The sequence below is a fragment of the Pseudomonas sp. IT-P74 genome (assembly GCF_949768175.1).
Lineage (GTDB): Bacteria > Pseudomonadota > Gammaproteobacteria > Pseudomonadales > Pseudomonadaceae > Aquipseudomonas.
On record NZ_CATKQD010000012.1, the window covers coordinates 63,604 to 83,991 of the forward strand.

The following is a 20,388-nucleotide window of genomic DNA, read 5'->3' on the forward strand; positions in this document are numbered from 1 at the left end:
CATGTCGGGAAGAAATGTGCGGGAGCAGAGCTATGTTGCGAATTCGCGGAAGCATCGGCGACTGGCCGGTGGATCTGACCCTGGAGATGGACGACGCGGACTGGGCGCGACTGGGGGCGCAGTTGCAGGTGGAAAAGTCCCCGGCCAACGTGCCGGCGGCAAAACCGCTGAATCAGGATGATGCGCTGTGGCAGATCGCCAGGGATCTGCTGCGCAAGGCCGGGCAGCTCAGCGGGCCGGACCTGCTCGATCAACTCGAAGGCCTGACCGGCAGTGCGGCGGCGGGCAAGCGCCTGCTGGTGCGTTTGCGCCATAGTCCCGAGGTGAAGGTGGTGAGCGGCGGGGATACACCGATCTATAGCTGGTTGTAGGAGCGAGCTTGCTCGCGAGAGATGCCAAAGCGCCGCGGTTACACAGCTAGCCATCGTTATCGTTGGCGTCCATCGCGAGCAAGCTCGCTCCTACAAGGGCGTGATCAGTACAGTGCCGCAAACAACTTGCGGCGGTAGGTGCTCACCAGCGGATGATCATTGCCCAGCAACTCGAACACCTGCAGCAAGGTCTTGTGCGGCAAGCCTTCGCTGTAGCTGCGGTTACGGGTGAACAGCTTGAGCAATGCATCCAGCGCGGCGTCGTATTGCTGACGGGCCAGTTGCTGGATCGCCAGTTGATAGACCGCCTCATCGTCCAGCGGGTCTTTCGCCAGTCGGGCTTTCAGGTCGGCGGCATCCGGCAAGTCCTTGGCCAAACCGAGAAACTTGATCTGTGCCTTGGCGCCGGCCAGCGCGGCCTTGTGCTCGTCACTCTTGACCGCATCCAGCACGGCTTGCGCTTCACCCAGTTCACCGCGCTCGGTCAAGCAGCGGGCGTAGAGGATCAGTGCCTTGGCGTTGGTGTTGTCTTCACCCAGGATCACTTTGAGCAGCGCTTCGGCATCGGCAAAGCGGCTGTCATCGAACAGCGCCTGGGCCTGTTCGAACGGGTCGGCGGCGGCCGGTGGCGGCATCTGCACATGGGGTTCGAGCAGGGCGCGCACAGCGGATTCCGGCTGGGCACCGGCAAAGCCGTCTACCGGCTGGCCGTCCTTGAACAGCACCACGGTCGGCAGGCTGCGAATGCCGAAGCGGGCGACGATGTCTTGTTCTAGGTCGCAATTGACCTTGGCCAACAGCAATTCACCCTGATAGCTCTCGGCAATGCTCTGCAACATTGGCATCAGGACTTTGCAGGGCGCGCACCATTCGGCCCAGAAATCCACCAGCACCGGCTTGTGGAAAGAGTTCTCGATCACCGACTGGTCGAAATCGGCAGTCGTGGCGTCGAAGATGTACGGCGTTTCCTGACTCATGGGCAATCTCGTAAAAGCGTGAATGGGGCAACTATACGGCTTGGTGGGGGCGCGCCGGAAGCGGGGTGGCCGTTAGAGATGTTTCGTCTGACAAGACGTCATCGCGAGCAAGCTCGCTCCCACAGGGATTGAAGTCGGCCACAAGACTTGTGGTTCACACTAACCACTGTAGGAGCGAGCCTGCTCGCGATGCTTTTATCTAGCGTTGTGCGTGGTAGAGGCTCACATGCCGAAACTCGTGGGGCTCGGCCAGATCCGGCAGGGTCATGGCCTCCAACATCTCTATGCGCCGGTACAACGGATGGCGAAAATCCCGTACTCGGGAATCCGCCACCAGTGCCTCTCGGCCGCGGCTGAGGAACTGGTCGAGCAGCGGCAGGTTGGCCCGGTCGTACAGTACATCCGCCACCAGGATCAGATCGAAGCGATCGGCCTCGGCGAAAAAATCAGTGGAGTAATTGAGCTGTACGTCATTGAGCTCGGCATTGGCCCGACACGCGGCAATCGCCAGCGGGTCGAGGTCGCAGGCCAGCACCTCCAGCGCGCCGGCCTTGGCCGCGGCAATCCCCGCCACCCCGGAACCGGCACCGAAATCCAGCACCCGCTTACCTTTGACCCAATGCGGGTTTGCGGCCAGATAACGGGCCACGGCCAGGCCGCTGGCCCAGCAGAAACTCCAGTACGGCGGCTCATGCAGGATGCGCCGGGTTTCTTCCGGGCTGAAGGCGCGGTCCATGTTGTCGCCGTCGATCAGCCACAGCTGCAAGTCGGTTTCCGGCAGCGGGCAGGCCACCAGTTGCGCATCACCGAGCAATTCAGCCAAGGCCCGTTGCAGGTCGAGCGGTGCACTCATGGGGCTTTGACGAATTGCAGTTGGCCCAGGGCCTGGGTGGTCGGCTGGGTAATCAACTGCGACGGCAAGTGCAGGATCAACTGCCCGGACTGACTGGCACGGCCTCGCAGTTCAACGCGGGCCCCGGTCGGGAAGGATTGCGGATTGAAGCGCAGGTGAAACGCCAGCACCTGGTTGTTGCCGATCAGGCTGGAACTGGCGAGCAATTGTTGCGGGCGGTCCTTATCGTCGATCACCAGCAGCGCCAGTTCGACTTCAGCGCCGGCTGGAACGCCTTGCAAGGTGCCGCTCAGTTCGCGTTGATGGGCGGGTAGCGGGCCGAGTTCAGCAGCCTCGCGGGCTTTCTTCTGCGCTTGCTGTGGCGCCGGGCCAGGCGTTGGCGGCTGAGGCTTGGGAGCATCGCTGCCGCAAGCCACCAGCAGGCTGAAAACACTGAGCAAAATGAGTGGACGTAACGACATTGGTGGCTCCGTAAACCTGAATTCCATGGATCAAGTGATCATCCCGTCTGTATACCGCAAAGCCTATGGCTTGTCTTGCCACGGGGATGCGCTACCATGGCCCTCCCTTTTTTTGTTGCCTGCCACCATGCACTGTCCCTTCTGCGGTGCCAACGACACCAAGGTCATCGACTCGCGTCTGGTCGCCGAGGGCGAACAGGTGCGCCGCCGGCGTGAATGCCTGGCCTGCGGCGAGCGCTTCACGACGTTCGAGACGGCTGAACTGGTGTTGCCGCGCCTGATCAAAACCGACGGCAGTCGCCAGCCGTTCGACGAAGAAAAACTCCGCGCCGGCATGCAGCGAGCGCTGGAGAAGCGCCCGGTGAGTGTCGAGCGCCTCGAGTCGTCGCTGGTGCATATCAAACACAAGCTGCGCGCCACCGGCGAACGCGAGGTCAAATCCCTCGTGGTCGGCGAACTGGTGATGGCCGAGCTGCAGAAGCTCGACGAAGTCGCCTACATCCGCTTCGCTTCGGTATATCGCCGCTTCCAGGACCTCAACGAGTTCCGCGAAGAGATCGATCGCCTGGCCCGTGAACCGGTGAAAGAATGACCACGCCCGCAGAACAAGCCATCCTCGATGCTCATTTCATGGCCCGCGCCCTGGAACTGGCGCGCAAGGGGCATTACACGACGCACCCCAATCCGCGGGTCGGTTGCGTGATTGTGCAGGGCGGGCAGATTGTCGGTGAAGGCTGGCACGAGCGCGCCGGCGAGCCCCACGCTGAAGTCCACGCCCTGCGCGCGGCCGGCGAGCAGGCTCGTGGCGCCACCGCTTATGTGACGCTTGAACCTTGCAGCCACCACGGCCGCACACCACCTTGCGCCGATGCACTGGTCAATGCCGGTGTGACCCGCGTGGTCGCAGCGATGCAGGACCCGAACCCGGAAGTCGCCGGTCGCGGTCTGCAACGCTTGGCCCAAGCCGGCATCGCCACCGAAAGCGGCGTGCTGGAAGGCGAGGCGCGCAAGCTCAATCAGGGCTTTCTGAAACGCATGGAGCACGGTTTGCCGTTCGTGCGGGTCAAGTTGGCCATGAGCCTGGACGGGCGCACGGCGATGGAAAGCGGCGAAAGCCAGTGGATCACAGGTACAGCGGCGCGCTCGGCCGTTCAGCGTCTGCGCGCGCAAGCCAGTGTGGTATTGACCGGTGCCGACACAGTGCTGGCGGACAACGCGCGGTTGACCGTGCGCGCCGATGAGCTGGGGCTGGATGCAGAGCAAACGGCCTTGGCCATGAGCCGTCCGCCGCTGCGGGTGCTGGTTGACGGTCGCCTGCGGGTACCGCTGGATGCACCGTTCTTCAAGGCTGGCCCGGCGCTGGTCGCCACCTGCGTGGCGGTGGAAGAGCAATACGCCAACGGTCCGGAATGCCTGATCGTGCCGGGCTACGATGGCCAGGTCGATCTGCGTCAGCTGCTGGTTGAACTCGCCGTCCGTGGCGTCAACGAGGTTTTGGTCGAGGCCGGCCCGCGTCTGACGGGTGCCTTTGCCCAACTCGGTCTGGTGGATGAGTTCCACATCTTCATTGCCGGCAAGTTTTTGGGTTCCTCGGCGCGGCCGCTGCTGGACTGGCCGCTCGCGCAAATGAAGGATGCGCCCGAGCTTAAAATCATCGAAATTCGTGCGATCGGCGATGACTGGCGAGTCATCGCCATTCCTTTGCCAGCAGCAGGCGTATAATTTCCGGCCATCGCGCAAGCGCGGGCTTTGTTCTCGAGGAGAACCTCATGTTTACCGGCATCATCGAATCCATCGGCAGTATTCGTGCATTGACCCCAAAGGGCGGTGATGTGCGGGTTCATGTCGAAACCGGCAAGCTCGACCTGAGCGACGTCAAACTGGGCGACAGCATCGCGGTCAACGGCGTGTGCCTGACCGCCGTCGAGTTGCCGGGCAATGGCTTTGCGGCGGACGTCAGTCGCGAAACCCTTGACTGCACCGCCATGAATGACCTGAAAAGCGGCAGCCCGGTCAATCTGGAAAAAGCCCTGACCCCGACCACTCGCCTCGGCGGGCACCTGGTCAGCGGTCACGTCGACGGCGTGGGCGAAGTGGTTGCCCGTACCGAAAACGCGCGTGCCGTGGAGTTCCGCATCCGTGCGCCGAAGGACCTGGCCAGGTACATCGCCCATAAAGGCTCGATCACCGTCGACGGCACCAGCCTGACCGTGAACTCAGTCGATGGCGCCGAGTTCCTGCTGACCATCATTCCCCACACCCTGAGCGAAACCATCATGGCGTCGTATCAGCCAGGTCGCCGGGTGAATCTTGAGGTCGATTTGCTGGCCCGTTACCTGGAGCGTTTGCTGCTGGGCGACAAGGCCGCAGAGCCAGCCTCCAGTAACATCACCGAAAGCTTTCTGGCCGCCAACGGCTACCTCAAATCCTGACTCAAGGGGGTGCCTTGTGGCGCTCAATAGCATCGAAGAACTGGTTGAAGACATCCGCCAAGGCAAGATGGTCATCCTCATGGATGACGAAGATCGCGAGAACGAAGGCGACCTGATCATGGCCGCCGAATGCTGCAAGCCCGAGCACATCAACTTTATGGCCAAGCATGCCCGGGGCCTGATCTGCATGCCGATGAGCCGCGAGCGCTGCGAACTGCTCAAGCTGCCGTTGATGGCGCCGCGCAACGGTTCCGGTTTCGGCACCAAGTTCACCGTATCGATCGAAGCGGCCACCGGCGTGACCACCGGCATTTCCGCCGCCGACCGTGCGCGCACCGTGCAGGCTGCCGCCGCCCGTGATGCCAAGGCTGAAGATATCGTCAGCCCCGGCCACATCTTCCCGCTGATGGCCCAGGCCGGCGGTACCCTGGCCCGTGCCGGCCACACCGAAGCGGCGTGCGACCTGGCGCGCATGGCCGGTTTCGAGCCGAGCGGCGTGATCTGCGAAGTGATGAACGACGACGGCACCATGTCCCGTCGCGCCGAACTGGAAGCTTTTGCCGCCGAACACGACATCAAGATCGGCACCATTGCCGACCTGATTCACTACCGGATGATCCACGAACGTACCGTTCAGCGGATTGCCGAGCAGCCGCTGGACAGCGAACTGGGCCAATTCAACCTGGTGACCTATCGTGATTCCGTGGAAGGCGACGTGCACATGGCGCTGACCCTGGGCAACGTGTGTGCCGAAGAACCGACCCTGGTTCGCGTGCACAACATGGACCCGCTGCGCGACCTGCTGATGGTCAAGCAACCGGGCCGCTGGAGCCTGCGCGCCGCCATGGCCAAGGTTGCCGAGGCCGGCAGCGGCGTGGTGCTGTTGCTCGGTCACCCGCTCGATGGCGATGTGTTGCTGGCGCACATCCGCGAAACCGCCGATCACGCCGCGGTGAAAAAACCGACCACCTACAGCACTGTCGGTGCCGGTTCGCAGATCCTGCGTGACCTGGGCGTACGCAAAATGCGCCTGATGTCGGCACCCATGAAATTTAATGCGATATCCGGTTTCGATCTGGAAGTTGTAGAATACGTGCCCTCCGAATAATGACCGGTTGTTTCCGGCCTTGAATTCGCGGTTCAAATATCACCGAGGGATGCGTACGAGACGCGTCCCGGCTCTTTAAGAGATCTATCGAATGACCCTGAAGACCATCGAAGGTACCTTCATCGCCCCTAAAGGCCGCTACGCTCTGGTAGTGGGCCGTTTCAACAGCTTCGTCGTTGAAAGCCTGGTCAGCGGTGCAGTTGATGCCCTGGTTCGCCACGGCGTGAGCGAAAGCGACATCACCATCATCCGCGCGCCTGGCGCCTTCGAAATTCCGCTGGTTGCGCAGAAAGTCGCCCAGAAAGGCGAATTCGCGGCAATCATCGCCCTGGGCGCGGTCATTCGTGGCGGCACTCCGCACTTCGAATACGTGGCTGGCGAATGCACCAAGGGCCTGGCCCAGGTGTCCATGGAGTTTGGCGTTCCGGTCGCTTTCGGCGTCCTGACCGTTGATTCCATCGAACAAGCCATTGAACGTTCCGGCACCAAGGCCGGTAACAAAGGTGCTGAAGCTGCCCTGTCCGCTCTGGAAATGGTCAGCCTGCTGGCGCAGTTGGAGGCCAAGTGATTAGCGACGAAAGCGATCGTTTCAACCCGCGCGATCCAAAGCCTGCGGATGCCGGCAAGCCATCGAAAAGCGTCAAGCGTCGCGAAGCCCGTCAGCTCGCGACCCAGGCGCTGTACCAATGGCACATGGCCAAGCAATCGCTGAACGAGATCGAAGCGCAGTTCCGGGTCGATAACGATTTCAGCGATGTCGACGGCGCGTACTTCCGAGAAATCCTGCACGGGGTTCCGCAGTTCAAGACCGAAATCGACACCGCGCTCACGCCATGCCTGGATTTGACCATCGAAGAGCTGGACCCGGTTGAACTGGCGGTTCTGCGCCTGTCCACCTGGGAACTGCTCAAGCGCGTCGACGTGCCGTACCGCGTTGTGATCAACGAGGGTATCGAACTGGCCAAGGTCTTCGGTTCCACCGACGGCCACAAGTTCGTCAACGGTGTGCTCGACAAGCTGGCCCCGCGTCTGCGTGAAGCTGAAGTGAAGGCGTTCAAGCGCTGATTGGCGCTTGGAATGTCGACACGAAGTCATGGGCGAGTTTGAGCTGATCCGCAATTTCTTCGCCGCCGCGCCTTGTGCGCAGGGCGGCGAAGGCGTTGCCCTCGGGATTGGCGATGACTGCGCCTTGCTGGCTGTTCCTCCCGGGGAGCAGTTGGCAATTTCTACCGATACGTTGGTGGCCGGCGTGCACTTCGCCGATCCCTGCGATCCGTTTCTGCTCGGTCAGCGCTCGTTGGCCGTGGCCGTCAGCGACCTGGCTGCCATGGGCGCCACCCCCGTTGCCTTTACCCTTGCCCTGACCTTGCCGACGGTGACTGCCGATTGGCTGCAGGACTATGCCCGTGGTTTGAATGCCATGGCGCAAAGCTGCGGTGTGGCGTTGGTCGGGGGCGATACCACCCGTGGGCCGCTAAGCATGACCATGACTGTGTTCGGTCGCGTACCCGGTGGCCAGGCGTTGACCCGCAGCGGTGCACAACCGGGCGACCTGCTGTGTGTCGGCGGTGACCTGGGCAATGCCGCCGGTGCCCTGCCATTGGTGCTCGGTCAGCGCACGGCCCCAGCGAGCATCGCCGAGCCGTTGCTGGCGCATTACTGGTCGCCGCAACCGCAGCTCGGCTTGGGTCAGGCGCTGCGGGGCAGGGCCACTTCGGCGATGGATATCTCTGACGGACTGCTCGCTGATTGCGGGCATATCGCGCTGGCTTCGAAGGTCGGTGTCGAAGTCGAGCGGGATCGTTTGCCGCTGTCGCGGAGCCTGGTCGACTTTCTCGGTCAATCGGACGCACAGGTTGCGGCCCTGAGCGGCGGCGACGATTACGTCCTGGCCTTCACGTTACCGTCCGTCGAGTTGCCGCTGTTGCTGGCCGATGGCTGGCCGATCCATGTAATCGGGCAGGTGGTGACGGGGCAGGGCGTGAGGCTGCTGGACGCCGATGGCAAAGACATCACCCCGCAAACCCGGGGTTATCAACATTTTCGGGAGTCACCGTGACAGATCATCCCAAACAGGTCCCGGCGGAATTCGTACCGCCGTCGGTCTGGCGCAATCCATGGCATTTCCTGGCGTTCGGCTTCGGCTCGGGCACCTTGCCAAAGGCGCCCGGCACTTGGGGGTCGTTGGTTGCGCTGCCCTTTATTCCGTTGTGGCAAATGCTGCCCGACTGGGGTTACTGGCTGATGCTGGGCATCACCATGCTGTTCGGCTTCTGGCTGTGCGGCAAAGTGGCCGACGATTTGCGGGTACACGACCATGAAGGCATCGTCTGGGACGAAATGGTCGGGATGTGGATCACCCTGTGGCTGGTGCCGGAAGGCTGGCAGTGGCTGCTGGCGGGTTTCTTGATGTTCCGTTTCTTCGACATTCTCAAGCCATGGCCGATCCGCTGGATTGACCGGCACGTACATGGCGGTGTCGGCATCATGCTCGATGATGTCCTGGCCGGGGTGTTCGCCTGGTTGGCGATGCAGGGACTGGTGTGGTTTTTCGCCTGACCGGGAGGGACGCCGACGTCACCCTGTGGGATAGTGTCTTGCGGGCGAATATCAAACATTTTGATAGTTATCGCCGATAATTCAGCCTAAGCGTCCTCCGGAACCTGCTGTTACAATGCCGGCTCTGCGAATCTTCAGACTTTTAGATCAGGAGCACACCGGTGCCTGTCGTTTTTGTCGCCGCTTCCAAGCTGCCAACGCCTTTTGCGCAATTCACCATGCATGGCTTTCTCGATGAAGCCACCGGCCGCGAGCACGTTGTGCTGAGCCTGGGTGAGATTGCCGACGGTGCCCCGGTACTCGGCCGGCTGCACTCCGAATGCCTGACGGGCGATGCCTTGTTCAGTCAGCGTTGCGACTGTGGCTCGCAACTGGAGGCCGCCTTGCAGGCCATCGCCCGCGAAGGTCGTGGCGTCTTGCTCTACCTGCGCCAGGAAGGCCGGGGCATTGGCCTGCTGAACAAGATCCGAGCCTATGAGCTGCAGGACGGTGGCGCCGATACCGTCGAAGCCAACGAACGCCTGGGTTTTGCCGCCGACCAGCGTGACTACGCCATGTGCCTGCCAATGCTGGAGCACCTGGGCGTGAAGTCCCTGCGCCTGATGACCAACAACCCGCGCAAGGTCAAGGCCTTGACCGACATGGGTATCGTGGTCGCCGAGCGCGTGCCGCTGCACACCGGCCACAACCCGCATAACCGACTCTACCTGGCGACCAAGGCCAGCAAGCTCGACCACATGATGGGCAATGAGCATCAGGGCGAGGTAGACCGGGCGTGACCCGCGGTCAGGTGCGGCGGCGACTGTCCTTCAACTGGTGGCAATATCTGGCACTGGCCTTGTTGCCATTGTTTGTGATCAACGCGCTGTTCGGCCAGAGCGAAGCCATTCTGCCGGTGCTGGCGATGCCGTTGTTCATCGCCGGAGTCGCCTCGATGTTTGTCAGCCTGAAGTTTTTCGGCGCCTACAAACACGCGCTGATCGCTACCCAGAAAGCCCTCGATACTCCTGAAGAACCTGGCGCCTGGATCAGTCTGGCAGCCAAGCGGCGCACGGCATTCCTGGCCGCCGGGCTGCCGGCCTGGATCGCTGCCCTGGCGGTGTTCGTCGGCCTCGAAGCCGTGCCGCTGATGCTGCTGGCACTGTCGACCGCGGTGCTGTTCTACCTCTACCGTATTCCACGTCAACTCGGTTGATGCGCGCGCTCTGGCTGGCGGTGTTGCTGCCGGTCGCCAGTGGCTCGGCCGTCGCGGTCGAACGGGTTGTCAGCCTCGCCCCGTCGCTCTCTGAAATCGTCGTTGAACTGGGTTCCGCCGACCTCCTGGTCGGTGTGCTGGACGCCGGTGAACGGCCTGCCGAACTCAAGGGCCTGCCCTCCGTTGGCCGCTATGGCCAGCTGGACATGGAGCGGTTGCTCAGCCTGAATCCCGATCTGTTGCTGCTATGGCCCGGTAGTGTTGGCCCGGCCCAGCGTGACCAGCTCAAGCGCCTGAATATTCCCACCTACGTCGCCGAACCCCACAGCCTGAACCAGCTCGCCGCACAGATCGAGACCATTGCCGCCCAGCTCGGTCGGCCTGAACGCGGAGTTTCATTGGCCGGCGATTTACGCCGGCGGCTGGATGAATTGCGCCTGCGCTATCGCCGGGACAAGCCGTTACGAGTGTTTTATCAGGTCTGGGATCGGCCGCTGTATACGGTCGGCGGCGAGCAGATTATCAGCGATGCGCTGGAAGTCTGTGGTGCGAAAAACGTGTTTGCCGACCTGAAACTGCCGGCACCACAAGTCAGCGTGGAAGCCGTGTTGCAGCGTAATCCCGAGGTGATTCTGGCCAGCGATCAGGCGCAGCTTGATGCGTGGAGAGCCTGGCCGCAGGTGGCGGCGGTGGAGCAGGGCCAATTGCGTTTGGTGACAGATAAAGGCCTGGAGCGACCGAGCGGGCAGATGATTGAGGCAACTGCAAAGCTTTGCCAATTGATTGCGCCAGACCGCTGAGACCGAGGTGCCTTCATCGCGAGCAAGCTCGCTCCCACAATGGATCTATGTTGTTTACAAAATGTAGGCCGCCGCGATCAACTGTGGGAGCGAGCCTGCTCGCGATGAGGCCCTTCCAGGCACTGCAAACCTCAGATCAGATCTCCGGCGTCCACGTCACCCCGAACATCCACGCCCGACCTTCCTCGCGATATCCGTACTGACTACCTTGAAAGCTGTACAGCGCCCGGCTGTAACCCTTGTCCAGCAGGTTATCGATCTTCAGTTCCAGCTGGATTTCACGATTGAGCTCCCAGCTGCTGCGTAATCCCAACAGGGCATAACCACCCAACGGCTGTTGATTTTTCAAGTCGTCATAGCTGCTGCTCACCGCTTGCCAACTGGCGCCGAGCCCCAGGCGATCGAACTGTCGGTCCAGATCCCAGCTCAAAGTGCGCCGCGCACGACGGGCCAGGGTGTGGCCCGTGTCACGGTCTCGCGGGTCGATGATCGCCACGCCAAGGTTGCTCTGCCAGCCGAACAGTTCCTGTTTCAGTGCGGCTTCGAAGCCGTTGATTCGGGCCGAGGCAACGTTCTCGGGGCGCGAGTTGCTGCCGAAGATGATCGCGTCTTCGAGGTCGGTGCGATACAACGACGTCTCCAGGCGACTGTTCTCGGTCAGTTGACTGCGCCATTGCAGCTCATAGCTTTTCGAGGTTTCAGGCTTCAGGTCCGGGTTGCTGAAGTCGGGGTAGTACAGGTCGTTGAACGTCGGCGCGCGGAAGCCTTCGCTGTAGGTCAGCAGCACTTCGTTGTCCGGGTTCAGCGGCAGGGTAAAGGTACCGCTCCAGGTGTTCTGACTGCCGAACTGTTGGTTATCGTCGTGACGCAGACCCAACTCCGTGGAGAAGCTGTCGGCCTGATAGCGGTGCTGGACGTACGCCGCTCGGTTCCAGCGACTGTCCTCATCGAACGCGGTACTGCTGTTGATGCGGTCTTCATACCAGTCACCGCCGAGCAGCAAACTGTTGCGCTCGTTGAGCGTCAGGTCGTTCTGCCAGTTCACCGAATCGCGATAGGTGTTGAACACGTTGCGCTCATCGCTGAGCTTGTCCAGGGTCTTCTCGCGGTTTTCGCTGTGGCCGAACTCGATGCGGGTTTTCCACAGATCATTGACGCGCGCGTCGATGTAACTGCTGACACCGCTCACATCGAATTCGTTGTAGGGCTGCTGTTGAACTGACTCGAACGTATTCATGTCGAAGCGCCCGAACGGGTTGTCAAACTCGCTCTTGCCGCGGTTATCCAGCACGTTGGCGCCGACCTCGATGTCTTCCGTCAGGGCGTGACTCATACTCAGGCTGAACGACTTGTTGCGGTATTCGTCATGGTCGCCGTCGCTAGGATACGACTCGTGGGTACGATTGATCCCGGCGGTTTCGTCGAGGCTGGCGCCAAGGTTGAAGCGGGTTCGCTCATCACCACCGGACAGGCCAAGGCTGCGCTCCCAGGTCTGGTTGCTGCCAAACCCCATGTGCAAGCGCGGTTGCAGGCCCTGTTTGCCACTACGACGGGTGAAGATCTGGATCACCCCGCCAATCGCATCGCTGCCATAAATCACCGAGCGGGAGCCGCGCAGCACTTCCACGCGCTCGACCTGCTCGATATTGATGTGTTGCAGGTTGCTGTCGCCGGAGGTTGAACTGCCGATGCGTTGGCCGTCCACCAGCACCAGGCTCTGGGCTGACTGGGTGCCACGGATGTAGACCCCCGGAATGCTTCCGCGCCCGCCGGCCTGCGAGACTTGCACACCCGGCACCCGCCGCAGCAGATCAGTGACGCTATCGGGTTGCAGGCGATCTATGTCGTCGCGGGTGAATACGGTGTTGGCGGCGCTGCTGTCGTTGCGCGCTTCGATCTGGCGGTTGGCGCTGATCAACACGTCGGGCAGCTTCAAGGCCTGGTCGCGTTCGAAGGTGTCGGCATAGGCGTTGGCGGTGGGCAGCAGAAACAGAGGCAGGGCGAGGCGGGAGAACTTCATTGGTATTCCGTTGGTATTTCGTGACGCACACAAATCAAATGTGGGAGCGAGCCTGCTCGCGATGACGGTGTATCAGTCAACATTTGAGTCGACTGACAGTCCGCTATCGCGAGCAGGCTCGCTCCCACAGGGTGTTGCATGTATCCAGGGATTTAGATGTTGAGCAGTTGCAGGCGCTCGCGGATCGAAGCCTCGATCCCGGCCTCATCCAGCCCACACTCAGCCAGCATTTGCGCAGGTTTGGCGTGTTCGACGTAAATGTCCGGCAAGCCCAGGTGCAGCATCGACTTGAGGATGTTCTCGCGAGCGAGGAATTCGCTGACCGCGCCACCGGCGCCGCCCATGATCGCGTTCTCTTCGACGGTCACCAGCAGCTCGTGGCTGCCGGCGATTTCGCGAACCAGCGCTTCATCCAGCGGTTTGACGAAACGCATGTCGACCACGGTCGCGTCCAGTGTCTGGGCGACTTTCAGGGCTTCGGCCAGTTGCACGCCGAACACCAGCAGGGCGACTTTGCTGCCCTGGCGGCGAATCACACCCTTGCCGATCTCGATCGGTTCGAGGTCTTTCTCGATGGTCGCGTTCGGGCCGTTACCGCGTGGGTAACGCACCGCCGCCGGGCCTTCGTACAGGTGGCCGGTGGTGAGCATCTTGCGCAGCTCGTTTTCATCGCTCGGGGTCATCACCAGCATGCCGGGAATGCAGCGCAGGAACGACAGATCGAAGCTGCCGGCGTGCGTCGGGCCGTCTTCGCCCACCAGGCCTGCGCGGTCGATAGCGAACAGTACATCGAGATTCTGCACCGCGACGTCATGCACCAACTGGTCGTAGCCGCGCTGCAGGAAGGTCGAATAGATGGCCACCACCGGTTTGGCGCCTTCGCAGGCCATGCCGGCCGCGAGGGTGACGGCGTGCTGCTCGGCAATGGCGACGTCGAAGTAGCGCAGCGGGAAGCGTTCGCTGAACGCGACCAGGTCCGAGCCTTCCTTCATCGCCGGGGTAATTCCGACCAGACGCGGATCGGCAGCCGCCATGTCGCACAGCCATTCGCCGAAGACACCGGAGTACTTCGGCCCGCTGGCCTTCTTCGGCGCGGCGGCCGGGGCGTCCAGCGGTTCGAGTTTGGTGATGGCGTGGTAACCGATCGGGTCGACTTCCGCCGGGGCGAAGCCTTTGCCTTTCTTGGTGACGACGTGCAGGAACTGCGGGCCTTTCAGATCGCGCATGTTGCGCAGGGTGGCGATCAGGGTCGGCAGGTCGTGGCCATCGATCGGGCCGATGTAGTTCCAGCCCAGTTCTTCGAACAGCGTGCCGGGAACCAGCATGCCTTTGGCATACTCTTCGGTCCGGCGAGCGATTTCCCAGGCCCCGGGCAGGCGCGACAGCACTTTCTTGCTGCCTTCGCGCATGCTCGCATAGGTGCGGCTGGAAAGGATCTTCGCCAGATAGTTCGACAAGCCACCGACGTTGCGCGAGATCGACATGTCGTTGTCGTTGAGGATCACCAGCATGTTGGCGTCCACTTCCGGCGCATGGTTCAACGCCTCGAATGCCATGCCCGCGGTCAACGCGCCGTCGCCGATCACCGCGATCGCCTTGCGCTCGCTGTTTTGCAGGCGGGCGGCAATCGCCATGCCCAGCGCGGCACTGATCGAGGTACTCGAGTGGCCGACGCCAAAGGTGTCGTACTCACTCTCGGAGCGGCGCGGGAACGCAGCGACGCCGTCCTTCTGGCGCAGGGTGCCCATGCGCTCGCGACGACCGGTGAGGATCTTGTGTGGATAAGCCTGATGACCCACGTCCCACACCAGCCGGTCGTCCGGGGTGTCGAAGACGTAATGCAGCGCGATGGTCAGCTCGATCACGCCCAGGCCGGCACCGAAATGCCCACCGGTCTGGCCGACCGTGTAGAGCAATTCCAGGCGCAACTCATCGGCCAGGGTTTCCAGCTCGGCTTCGCCTAACCGGCGCAGGCCGTCCGGCGTGTTCGCGCGGTCGAGCAGGGGCGTGGTCGGGCGCTTGCGGGGAATCTCATGAAACGTCGTGGGCATCAGGCGAATCGTTATAGGTATAAAAGATGCGGCAGTTTACCTGATGCATCGCCCCCTGCCCACGCGTTGGTCTTTTTTGGCGCAATCGCCGTCAGCTGCGGCGATCGACGATATACCGGGCCAGATCACGCAACGGCTCGGCCGCCGCGTCAAACGGTCGCAGTGCGTGCAGGGCCTGGTCGCGCAGCTCCAGAGCATAGGCCTTGGCGGCGTCGAGGCCGAGCAGGGCCGGGTAGGTCGGTTTGTCCCGGGCAATGTCGGCGCCCTGGCGTTTGCCGAGGGTTTCCGTATCGCTTTCGACGTCGAGAATGTCGTCCTGCACCTGGAATGCCAGGCCGATGGCCTGTGCATAAGTCTGCAGGGACTTGAGTTCGTCTTTCTCGGCACGGCCGCTGGCCAGGGCGCCGAGCTTGACGCTGACCTCGATCAACGCGCCGGTCTTGTGCCGGTGCATGTATTCGAGGGCTTTCTGATCGAGTTTCAGACCGACCGAGCCGAGGTCGATGGCCTGACCGCCGACCATGCCCGCCGGGCCTGCGGCCAGTGCCAGGGCGCTGACCATTTGCAGGTGGATCCCTGCGTCCAAAGTGCTCAGGCGCGGGTCGAGCAGGGCGCTGAAGGCCAGACTCTGCAAGCCGTCGCCGGCGAGGATCGCGCAGGCTTCATCGAATTTCTTGTGGGTGGTGGGCTGGCCGCGACGCAGATCGTCATCGTCCATCGCCGGCAAATCGTCATGCACCAGCGAATAGGCGTGGATCAACTCCACGGCACAGGCTGCGCCGTTGGCTTGCTCGGGCTTGCCGCCCAACGCTTCGCACGCGGCGTAGGCCAACAGTGGACGCACGCGTTTGCCGCCATTCATCACGCTGTAGCGCATGGCTTCGTACAGTCGCGCCAGCTCGGGGCTTGGTGCAGTGAACAGGGTTTCCAGGGCCGCATTGACGCGGGCCTGGCTGGTTGCCGAGTACGCTGCAATCATTCTGGCTGATCTGCGTCGAAGGGTTCCTCGGCCAACTCGCCATCACGCTCGAGCAGCACCTGAACCTTTTGCTCGGCCTGGGCCAGCGCCGCCTGGCAATCGCGGGTCAGACCTATGCCTTGCTCGAAAGCAGCCAGCGAGTCCTCCAGCGACAATTCGCCATTCTCCAGACGCTCTACCAGCGTTTGCAGGTCAGCGAGGGACTGTTCGAAATCCAGTGCAGCTTTTTTGCGGGCCATGGCGGCGATTTCCGGTTGACGTTAAACCGGCGCGACACTAGCAGATAGGGGGGGCATGGGCAAATGAGCGGGTGTGGAAGAACTCTCGGATGCGACCCGGGCTAGCTCAGTAAGCGAAGCAAAATATGGCGAAAGGGTGCTTCTTTCAGGAAGTCATTCACGATCAGAGGTTTTTCCTTCACCAGGCTGATTAATACCTTGATCCACTTTTCGCGTTCACGGACGAGCGCGGGGTTTTGTAGGCCGAGCATATCTCTGGTTTGGCGAACTACATGTTTTTCTCCTCTGGAAAGCATGGGCATGGCTTCCAGTGATCCATCCAGCGACAGTGAGAATCGCTCATTGCAACCCGGAGCGGGTTCAATTGGCAGGAGTCGGTCACCCTTTCTCTGCCCGCAACCTTTTGATCGGATGCATCCATGTGCATAGTTTGTGTAGGAGAAAGTCAGTTGAGGATGGGCTTCTGCCCCACCTTTGGGTTTGATATGGTCAATCTGTCCTGCATTAGCCTCAAGTGGTGTTTCACAATAAGCGCACAACCCCCCTTGATCATGATGGAGACTTGTCTTGACGAGTTTTTTTACGGGACGGAAGGTTTCGCTATCAAAGTCATTCGGCCCCGCGTGTGGATGGGCTGCGACGAAATCCAAAAGTGCTTGTGGCGTTACCGGGTTATGAACCAGTTCAATCATTACGCGTCTTCCTAACCTGCGCTGCGAGAAATGTCCAAAGCGTCATGTCGGCTTCTGAAATTTCATAGCCTGCATCGTCCATTTCTTTTTTCAGTTTTTGCGCTTGGAGGCTAGTACCCGACCCGTCCCGGACTAATTGTTCATAGGCGTGAGCTGTTTCGACTATATCCATAGGGGGGCGGGTGCTCACATTCATTACCCCTGCCAGCGCGTCTCCTGACTCTTGTGCCAAAGGGCTTATCGCTGGTTGTTCAGAAATCCAGCCCTGCTCATCTTTGTGAATCACGCGGATCTGCTCACGATTCACAGTGGTTAACACTTGTGGACTATGTGTACTGACGATGAATTGGATCTTGGGAAATGCTTTGCGCAATGCGGCTAATACTTGTTGCTGCCAGGCGGGATGCAAGTGCAGATCCACTTCGTCTATCAGAACTATTCCTTTTGTTCGCAATGAGGCTAGCTCCTGGAACTGGCCATTCAAACGCGCACAACGAAATGCCATGTCGGCAGTGAGCGAAATCATTGCTCGAACACCATCGCTCAGCAGGCTAATGGGGAGCAGCCCATGATCAGGATGTGACATCGCAAGCTCTTCATAACTCAGGCTGTAATGGAAGTTACTCCAGCCTTCATCCTCCAGCACCAGATTTACGGCGTTTTGAATTCCGGCGATTCTAGGTTTGAGATCTGATTGCTCATAACCCGGCATCTCTTGTTGCTGGAGCAGAGCCATAGTCGCTTTTCTCATCCATTGCTGCATTTGCACAAAATTGGATGCGGAGGATAAGCAGTCTTCATACCCCATGGTGCGGCTGGCGCTCACAACAGCTTTTCGCGAGCTGTTGTTGTGGGTGATCCAGAGTCGCCCAGCAGGGTAATAGCTGACTAGCGGCAAGGCTGTTTCTACCTGGGAGCGAAGTGCCTCTTGAAGCGCCTTGCCCCAATCAGCCAATGGCGCCGCTTCTTTGATTGTGGTGCGACTTTTTGGGCCATGTAATGCCCGTTGCCATTTGATGTCCGGGACATCCAGAGCGGCATCGATGATGACAGGAAATTTTTGTTCATTTTCAAAGCTGCTGCCCAATCGAACGTATCGAGCGTCGGTGCGCTCAATATGCTTGGATTTCCCCATGTCGAATGCGCCTACAAAGGGGCCGAGAGCGGTGGCAATAGCTTCCAGAATTGTGGTTTTTCCTTGCCCGTTACGTGCGGCAATTACCGTCAGTTCAGGATGGAAGTCGACTTCAATGTCTTCAAATCGACGGAAATCCTTGAGTTTCAGTTTGCGCAGTATCACAGGCTTACCTCTGTATTTGCCGTCCTTGCCGACGGTTTTTCTGGCCGTAGTTGACCATGAGATGACATTGATCTCCAGTCAAAATCTTTGTTGAGCTGAGTGATTGCTGGCCATTAAGTCAATTATGAATCATCAATTTGATAACGAGTACTGCGCCCGCCACCGGGCAAGCGTTTCAGGTAGCCCTTCATCATTAACTCAGCCAGATGACGGGTCGCGGTCGCTTTGGATACTTTCGCCGCAGCTTGGTAATGCGCGGCACTGATCCCATTCTCAAATCCACTCTCCCCACCATCAAGTAAACGATTCAATACCTTGGTTTGTTCGACTGACAAGCCGGACTCCCGGTGCGCCTGCCAGAAGCGCGCTTTGCCCAGCACGGATTCGATCCGTGCCATGGCCTGTTGCAGGCTGCGCAATAGAGTTTGCAGGAACCATTCAAGCCAAACCGTAATGTCCGTGTTGGATTTCTGGCAGGTTTCCAACACCCGGTAATAACCAGATCGATCCTCAAGAATACTCGCCGACATGGCATAAAAACGGATCGCCTGAGCCTCGCCTTGAGCCAATGCCAGGTCGGTGATCGTCCTGGTCAGGCGACCGTTGCCATCGTCAAACGGGTGGAGCGTGACAAACCAGAAGTGTGCGATGCCAGCTCGTAGCAAAGGATCAAGCTCGGACTGATTCCGGCTGACTTCAAACCATTCGAGGAAGGTATCGAGTTGGCGCTCAAGGCCCAGGCGAGGTGGTGCTTCGAAGTGCACGGTCGGTTTGTCGAGACGACCGGAAACCACTTGCATTGGATCATCGCCACGCAAAGCACCTACACGAATGCTTTGCGCGGCCAAGCCGATTTCCTGTGCCGGAAACAGCCATTCATGCCAATTCAACAATCGTTCAAGTGTCAGCGGCTCGGCGAAGTGCTGGGTCGCATCGAGCATTAATTGCGCGAGCCCTTCACTGCGCTTGCTGACGTAGTCGCCATCATTGAGCTCCAACCCCAATCGCCGCGCCAATGAAGAACGAACTGAGCCGACATTCAGCTGTTCGCCTTCAATCGCCGACGAGGTGACGATGTTCTGCAGCAATGCATCCAGTTCACTTCGTGCACTTAGTGAGCTGCCCACGGAACTGGCCATGCCCATCAATCGCCCTTGCGCTTGAACGCATTCGCGCAGTAACGGCGTCAAGCGTTCGACATGCCAGCTGAAGTTCGGCCAATCAGGCTGTTGCCAGATCCAGTGAGGTGCCATGAATTCGCTGCTCTTGGATTGAGTGAGCCGATTAGAAAACATATTCGGCTCATTTAGTGAGCCGAATATGACGCCTATTCGGCTCATCGTCCAGCCACTACGGTGAATCCCACCGCATTTTCACATGCAGCCGATTGTTAAAAAACATCCCAATCGCTAATCTTCGCCCCCATCTACGATCCGATTCTCACGGGTCTTTCAGACGAAACGCAGTACTCATATCTGTAACGCGCCCAGGATCAGGCGCAAGGTTTCGTCGTGCATGGCAGGAGGCGTCGCATGCGCTCATTTCTTTTGCTGCTGATAGGGCTGGTTTTCGCGCCCGTGATTCTGGCCGCGCCGAATGCCGAGTTATCGGAACCGGTGGGCGGCTGGCGTTACAACGGTCTGCTGGACCGTAGCGAAAACCCGCAAGTCGCCTATCCCACGCCGCCGATTGACCGGGGTGTGCAGCGCAATCGCACGATGATCGAAGGCCAACTGAAGGCCCTCGGCACCCAGCGCGGGCCGCACACCTTGGCGGTCAACGGCAATCCATTGAATCTCTATACCGACGAGCAAGGGCGTTTTGCCCGGCCCTATGCGTTTGGTGCCGGCTCCAACAGCGTCGAAGTGCGCAGCGCCGAAGGCCAGTCCCTCAAGCGTGTTCAATTCTATGAAGCCAACGACTTGCGCACTCCGGCGCGGATTCGCGTGGTGCTGGGTTGGGATGATCCGAAGGCCGAACTCGACCTGCATATTGTCACGCCCGATGGCCAGCATGCTTTCTGGGCACACCCGGCCTTGACCAATGGCGGTGGCCTCGACCCTGACGGCGTCGATGGCCCGGGTCCGGAAATGTTCACCATGACCGCGCCGCTGCGTGGCACTTATCTGGTTTACGTGAACTATTGGGGCAACTTCGGCAGCGGCGGCTATAACTTCGATGAGTCCGGCAACCAGAACGAGGTGATTACTTCGCAGATCAACCTGGTGCTCAACGAAAACACCGTCGATGAAAAACGCGAGACGTTCATCGTGCCTCTGCGCGCAATCGGCGACCTGCTGCTGGTCAAGACTTTCAACTACTAAGCATCCCCGCTCCACGGATGAACATCG

At 60.4% G+C, this 20,388-nt stretch carries 23 protein-coding genes; 13 read left to right on the top strand and 10 right to left on the bottom strand.

Annotation, left to right across the window (positions count from 1 at the left end):
- The first annotated feature begins 32 nt into the window (after positions 1-32).
- Entirely contained in the window at positions 33-371 is a 339-nt protein-coding gene (locus tag ACM6J5_RS11785; RefSeq protein ID WP_095941937.1) for a hypothetical protein, read from the top strand.
- Positions 372-475: 104 nt separating this feature from the next.
- On the opposite strand, the gene trxA is transcribed toward ACM6J5_RS11785, so the two are convergent.
- The 3 genes from trxA to ACM6J5_RS11800 all read right to left on the bottom strand — a co-directional run bounded on the left by trxA (position 476) and on the right by ACM6J5_RS11800 (position 2,662).
- Positions 476-1,348 carry a thioredoxin gene (gene trxA, locus ACM6J5_RS11790; protein ID WP_008053844.1) on the bottom strand — a complete coding sequence of 291 codons (873 nt, stop codon included), beginning with the start codon at positions 1,346-1,348 and terminating at the stop codon, positions 476-478.
- Between the two features lie 199 nt (positions 1,349-1,547).
- Complete coding sequence (locus ACM6J5_RS11795) at positions 1,548-2,201, bottom strand: class I SAM-dependent methyltransferase (protein WP_095941938.1); 654 nt, start codon at positions 2,199-2,201, stop codon at positions 1,548-1,550.
- Entirely contained in the window at positions 2,198-2,662 is a 465-nt protein-coding gene (locus ACM6J5_RS11800) for a YbaY family lipoprotein (protein WP_095941939.1), read from the bottom strand. The genes ACM6J5_RS11795 and ACM6J5_RS11800 overlap by 4 nt, the downstream gene beginning before the upstream one ends.
- Before the next feature lie 127 nt (positions 2,663-2,789).
- Between ACM6J5_RS11800 and nrdR the strand changes: the two genes are divergently transcribed.
- The 11 genes from nrdR (at position 2,790) to ACM6J5_RS11855 (ending at position 10,756) form a co-directional block, all read left to right on the top strand.
- The gene (gene nrdR / locus ACM6J5_RS11805) at positions 2,790-3,254 is read left to right on the top strand and encodes a transcriptional regulator NrdR (protein WP_003228656.1); all 465 of its coding nucleotides are present in this window, start codon (positions 2,790-2,792) and stop codon (positions 3,252-3,254) included.
- The gene (gene ribD, locus ACM6J5_RS11810) at positions 3,251-4,384 is read left to right on the top strand and encodes a bifunctional diaminohydroxyphosphoribosylaminopyrimidine deaminase/5-amino-6-(5-phosphoribosylamino)uracil reductase RibD (RefSeq protein WP_414928556.1); all 1,134 of its coding nucleotides are present in this window, start codon (positions 3,251-3,253) and stop codon (positions 4,382-4,384) included. Before nrdR ends, ribD begins: the two co-directional genes overlap by 4 nt.
- A 47-nt stretch (positions 4,385-4,431) precedes the next feature.
- Complete coding sequence (locus ACM6J5_RS11815) at positions 4,432-5,094, top strand: riboflavin synthase (protein ID WP_414928557.1); 663 nt, start codon at positions 4,432-4,434, stop codon at positions 5,092-5,094.
- 16 nt (positions 5,095-5,110) lie between these two features.
- Positions 5,111-6,202: a bifunctional 3,4-dihydroxy-2-butanone-4-phosphate synthase/GTP cyclohydrolase II gene (gene ribBA, locus ACM6J5_RS11820; protein ID WP_095941942.1), complete on the top strand. Its 1,092-nt coding sequence runs from the start codon at positions 5,111-5,113 to the stop codon at positions 6,200-6,202.
- 91 nt (positions 6,203-6,293) lie between these two features.
- On the top strand, positions 6,294-6,770 hold the full coding sequence (gene ribE, locus ACM6J5_RS11825) for a 6,7-dimethyl-8-ribityllumazine synthase (protein WP_003228649.1): 477 nt from the start codon (positions 6,294-6,296) through the stop codon (positions 6,768-6,770).
- Positions 6,767-7,267, top strand: coding sequence for a transcription antitermination factor NusB (gene nusB, locus ACM6J5_RS11830; protein ID WP_003185935.1), 501 nt, complete (start codon positions 6,767-6,769; stop codon positions 7,265-7,267). The genes ribE and nusB overlap by 4 nt, the downstream gene beginning before the upstream one ends.
- A 28-nt stretch (positions 7,268-7,295) precedes the next feature.
- Positions 7,296-8,261, top strand: a complete 966-nt coding sequence (thiL, locus tag ACM6J5_RS11835; protein ID WP_095941943.1) for a thiamine-phosphate kinase — start codon at positions 7,296-7,298, stop codon at positions 8,259-8,261.
- On the top strand, positions 8,258-8,761 hold the full coding sequence (locus tag ACM6J5_RS11840) for a phosphatidylglycerophosphatase A (RefSeq protein WP_007970166.1): 504 nt from the start codon (positions 8,258-8,260) through the stop codon (positions 8,759-8,761). Before thiL ends, ACM6J5_RS11840 begins: the two co-directional genes overlap by 4 nt.
- Positions 8,762-8,922: 161 nt before the next feature.
- Entirely contained in the window at positions 8,923-9,540 is a 618-nt protein-coding gene (gene ribA, locus ACM6J5_RS11845; protein WP_056728926.1) for a GTP cyclohydrolase II, read from the top strand.
- On the top strand, positions 9,537-9,956 hold the full coding sequence (locus ACM6J5_RS11850; RefSeq protein ID WP_095941944.1) for an MFS transporter: 420 nt from the start codon (positions 9,537-9,539) through the stop codon (positions 9,954-9,956). The genes ribA and ACM6J5_RS11850 overlap by 4 nt, the downstream gene beginning before the upstream one ends.
- Positions 9,956-10,756 (top strand): cobalamin-binding protein, encoded by an 801-nt coding sequence (locus ACM6J5_RS11855; protein ID WP_150673791.1) that lies wholly within the window; start codon positions 9,956-9,958, stop codon positions 10,754-10,756. Before ACM6J5_RS11850 ends, ACM6J5_RS11855 begins: the two co-directional genes overlap by 1 nt.
- A gap of 136 nt (positions 10,757-10,892) precedes the next feature.
- Here ACM6J5_RS11855 and ACM6J5_RS11860 read toward each other — a convergent pair whose 3' ends face one another.
- The 7 genes from ACM6J5_RS11860 to ACM6J5_RS11890 all read right to left on the bottom strand — a co-directional run bounded on the left by ACM6J5_RS11860 (position 10,893) and on the right by ACM6J5_RS11890 (position 19,290).
- The gene (locus ACM6J5_RS11860) at positions 10,893-12,776 is read right to left on the bottom strand and encodes a TonB-dependent receptor domain-containing protein (RefSeq protein WP_414928558.1); all 1,884 of its coding nucleotides are present in this window, start codon (positions 12,774-12,776) and stop codon (positions 10,893-10,895) included.
- Between the two features lie 152 nt (positions 12,777-12,928).
- Complete coding sequence (dxs, locus tag ACM6J5_RS11865; RefSeq protein ID WP_095941947.1) at positions 12,929-14,827, bottom strand: 1-deoxy-D-xylulose-5-phosphate synthase; 1,899 nt, start codon at positions 14,825-14,827, stop codon at positions 12,929-12,931.
- A 91-nt stretch (positions 14,828-14,918) separates the two neighbouring features.
- Positions 14,919-15,806, bottom strand: a complete 888-nt coding sequence (locus ACM6J5_RS11870) for a polyprenyl synthetase family protein (RefSeq protein WP_095941948.1) — start codon at positions 15,804-15,806, stop codon at positions 14,919-14,921.
- Positions 15,803-16,045, bottom strand: a complete 243-nt coding sequence (locus tag ACM6J5_RS11875) for an exodeoxyribonuclease VII small subunit (protein ID WP_007970180.1) — start codon at positions 16,043-16,045, stop codon at positions 15,803-15,805. Before ACM6J5_RS11875 ends, ACM6J5_RS11870 begins: the two co-directional genes overlap by 4 nt.
- A 101-nt stretch (positions 16,046-16,146) precedes the next feature.
- A complete protein-coding gene (locus ACM6J5_RS11880) occupies positions 16,147-16,737 on the bottom strand; it encodes a retron system putative HNH endonuclease (protein ID WP_414928559.1) in 591 nt (196 codons plus the stop codon).
- Positions 16,730-18,037 carry an AAA family ATPase gene (locus tag ACM6J5_RS11885; protein WP_414928560.1) on the bottom strand — a complete coding sequence of 436 codons (1,308 nt, stop codon included), beginning with the start codon at positions 18,035-18,037 and terminating at the stop codon, positions 16,730-16,732. The genes ACM6J5_RS11880 and ACM6J5_RS11885 overlap by 8 nt, the downstream gene beginning before the upstream one ends.
- Positions 18,038-18,159: 122 nt before the next feature.
- Positions 18,160-19,290, bottom strand: coding sequence for a Fic family protein (locus ACM6J5_RS11890; RefSeq protein WP_414928565.1), 1,131 nt, complete (start codon positions 19,288-19,290; stop codon positions 18,160-18,162).
- Positions 19,291-19,569: 279 nt separating this feature from the next.
- On the opposite strand from ACM6J5_RS11890, the gene ACM6J5_RS11895 reads away from it, so the two are divergent.
- The gene (locus tag ACM6J5_RS11895) at positions 19,570-20,361 is read left to right on the top strand and encodes a YfaP family protein (protein WP_414928561.1); all 792 of its coding nucleotides are present in this window, start codon (positions 19,570-19,572) and stop codon (positions 20,359-20,361) included.
- The last annotated feature ends 27 nt before the right edge of the window (positions 20,362-20,388 follow it).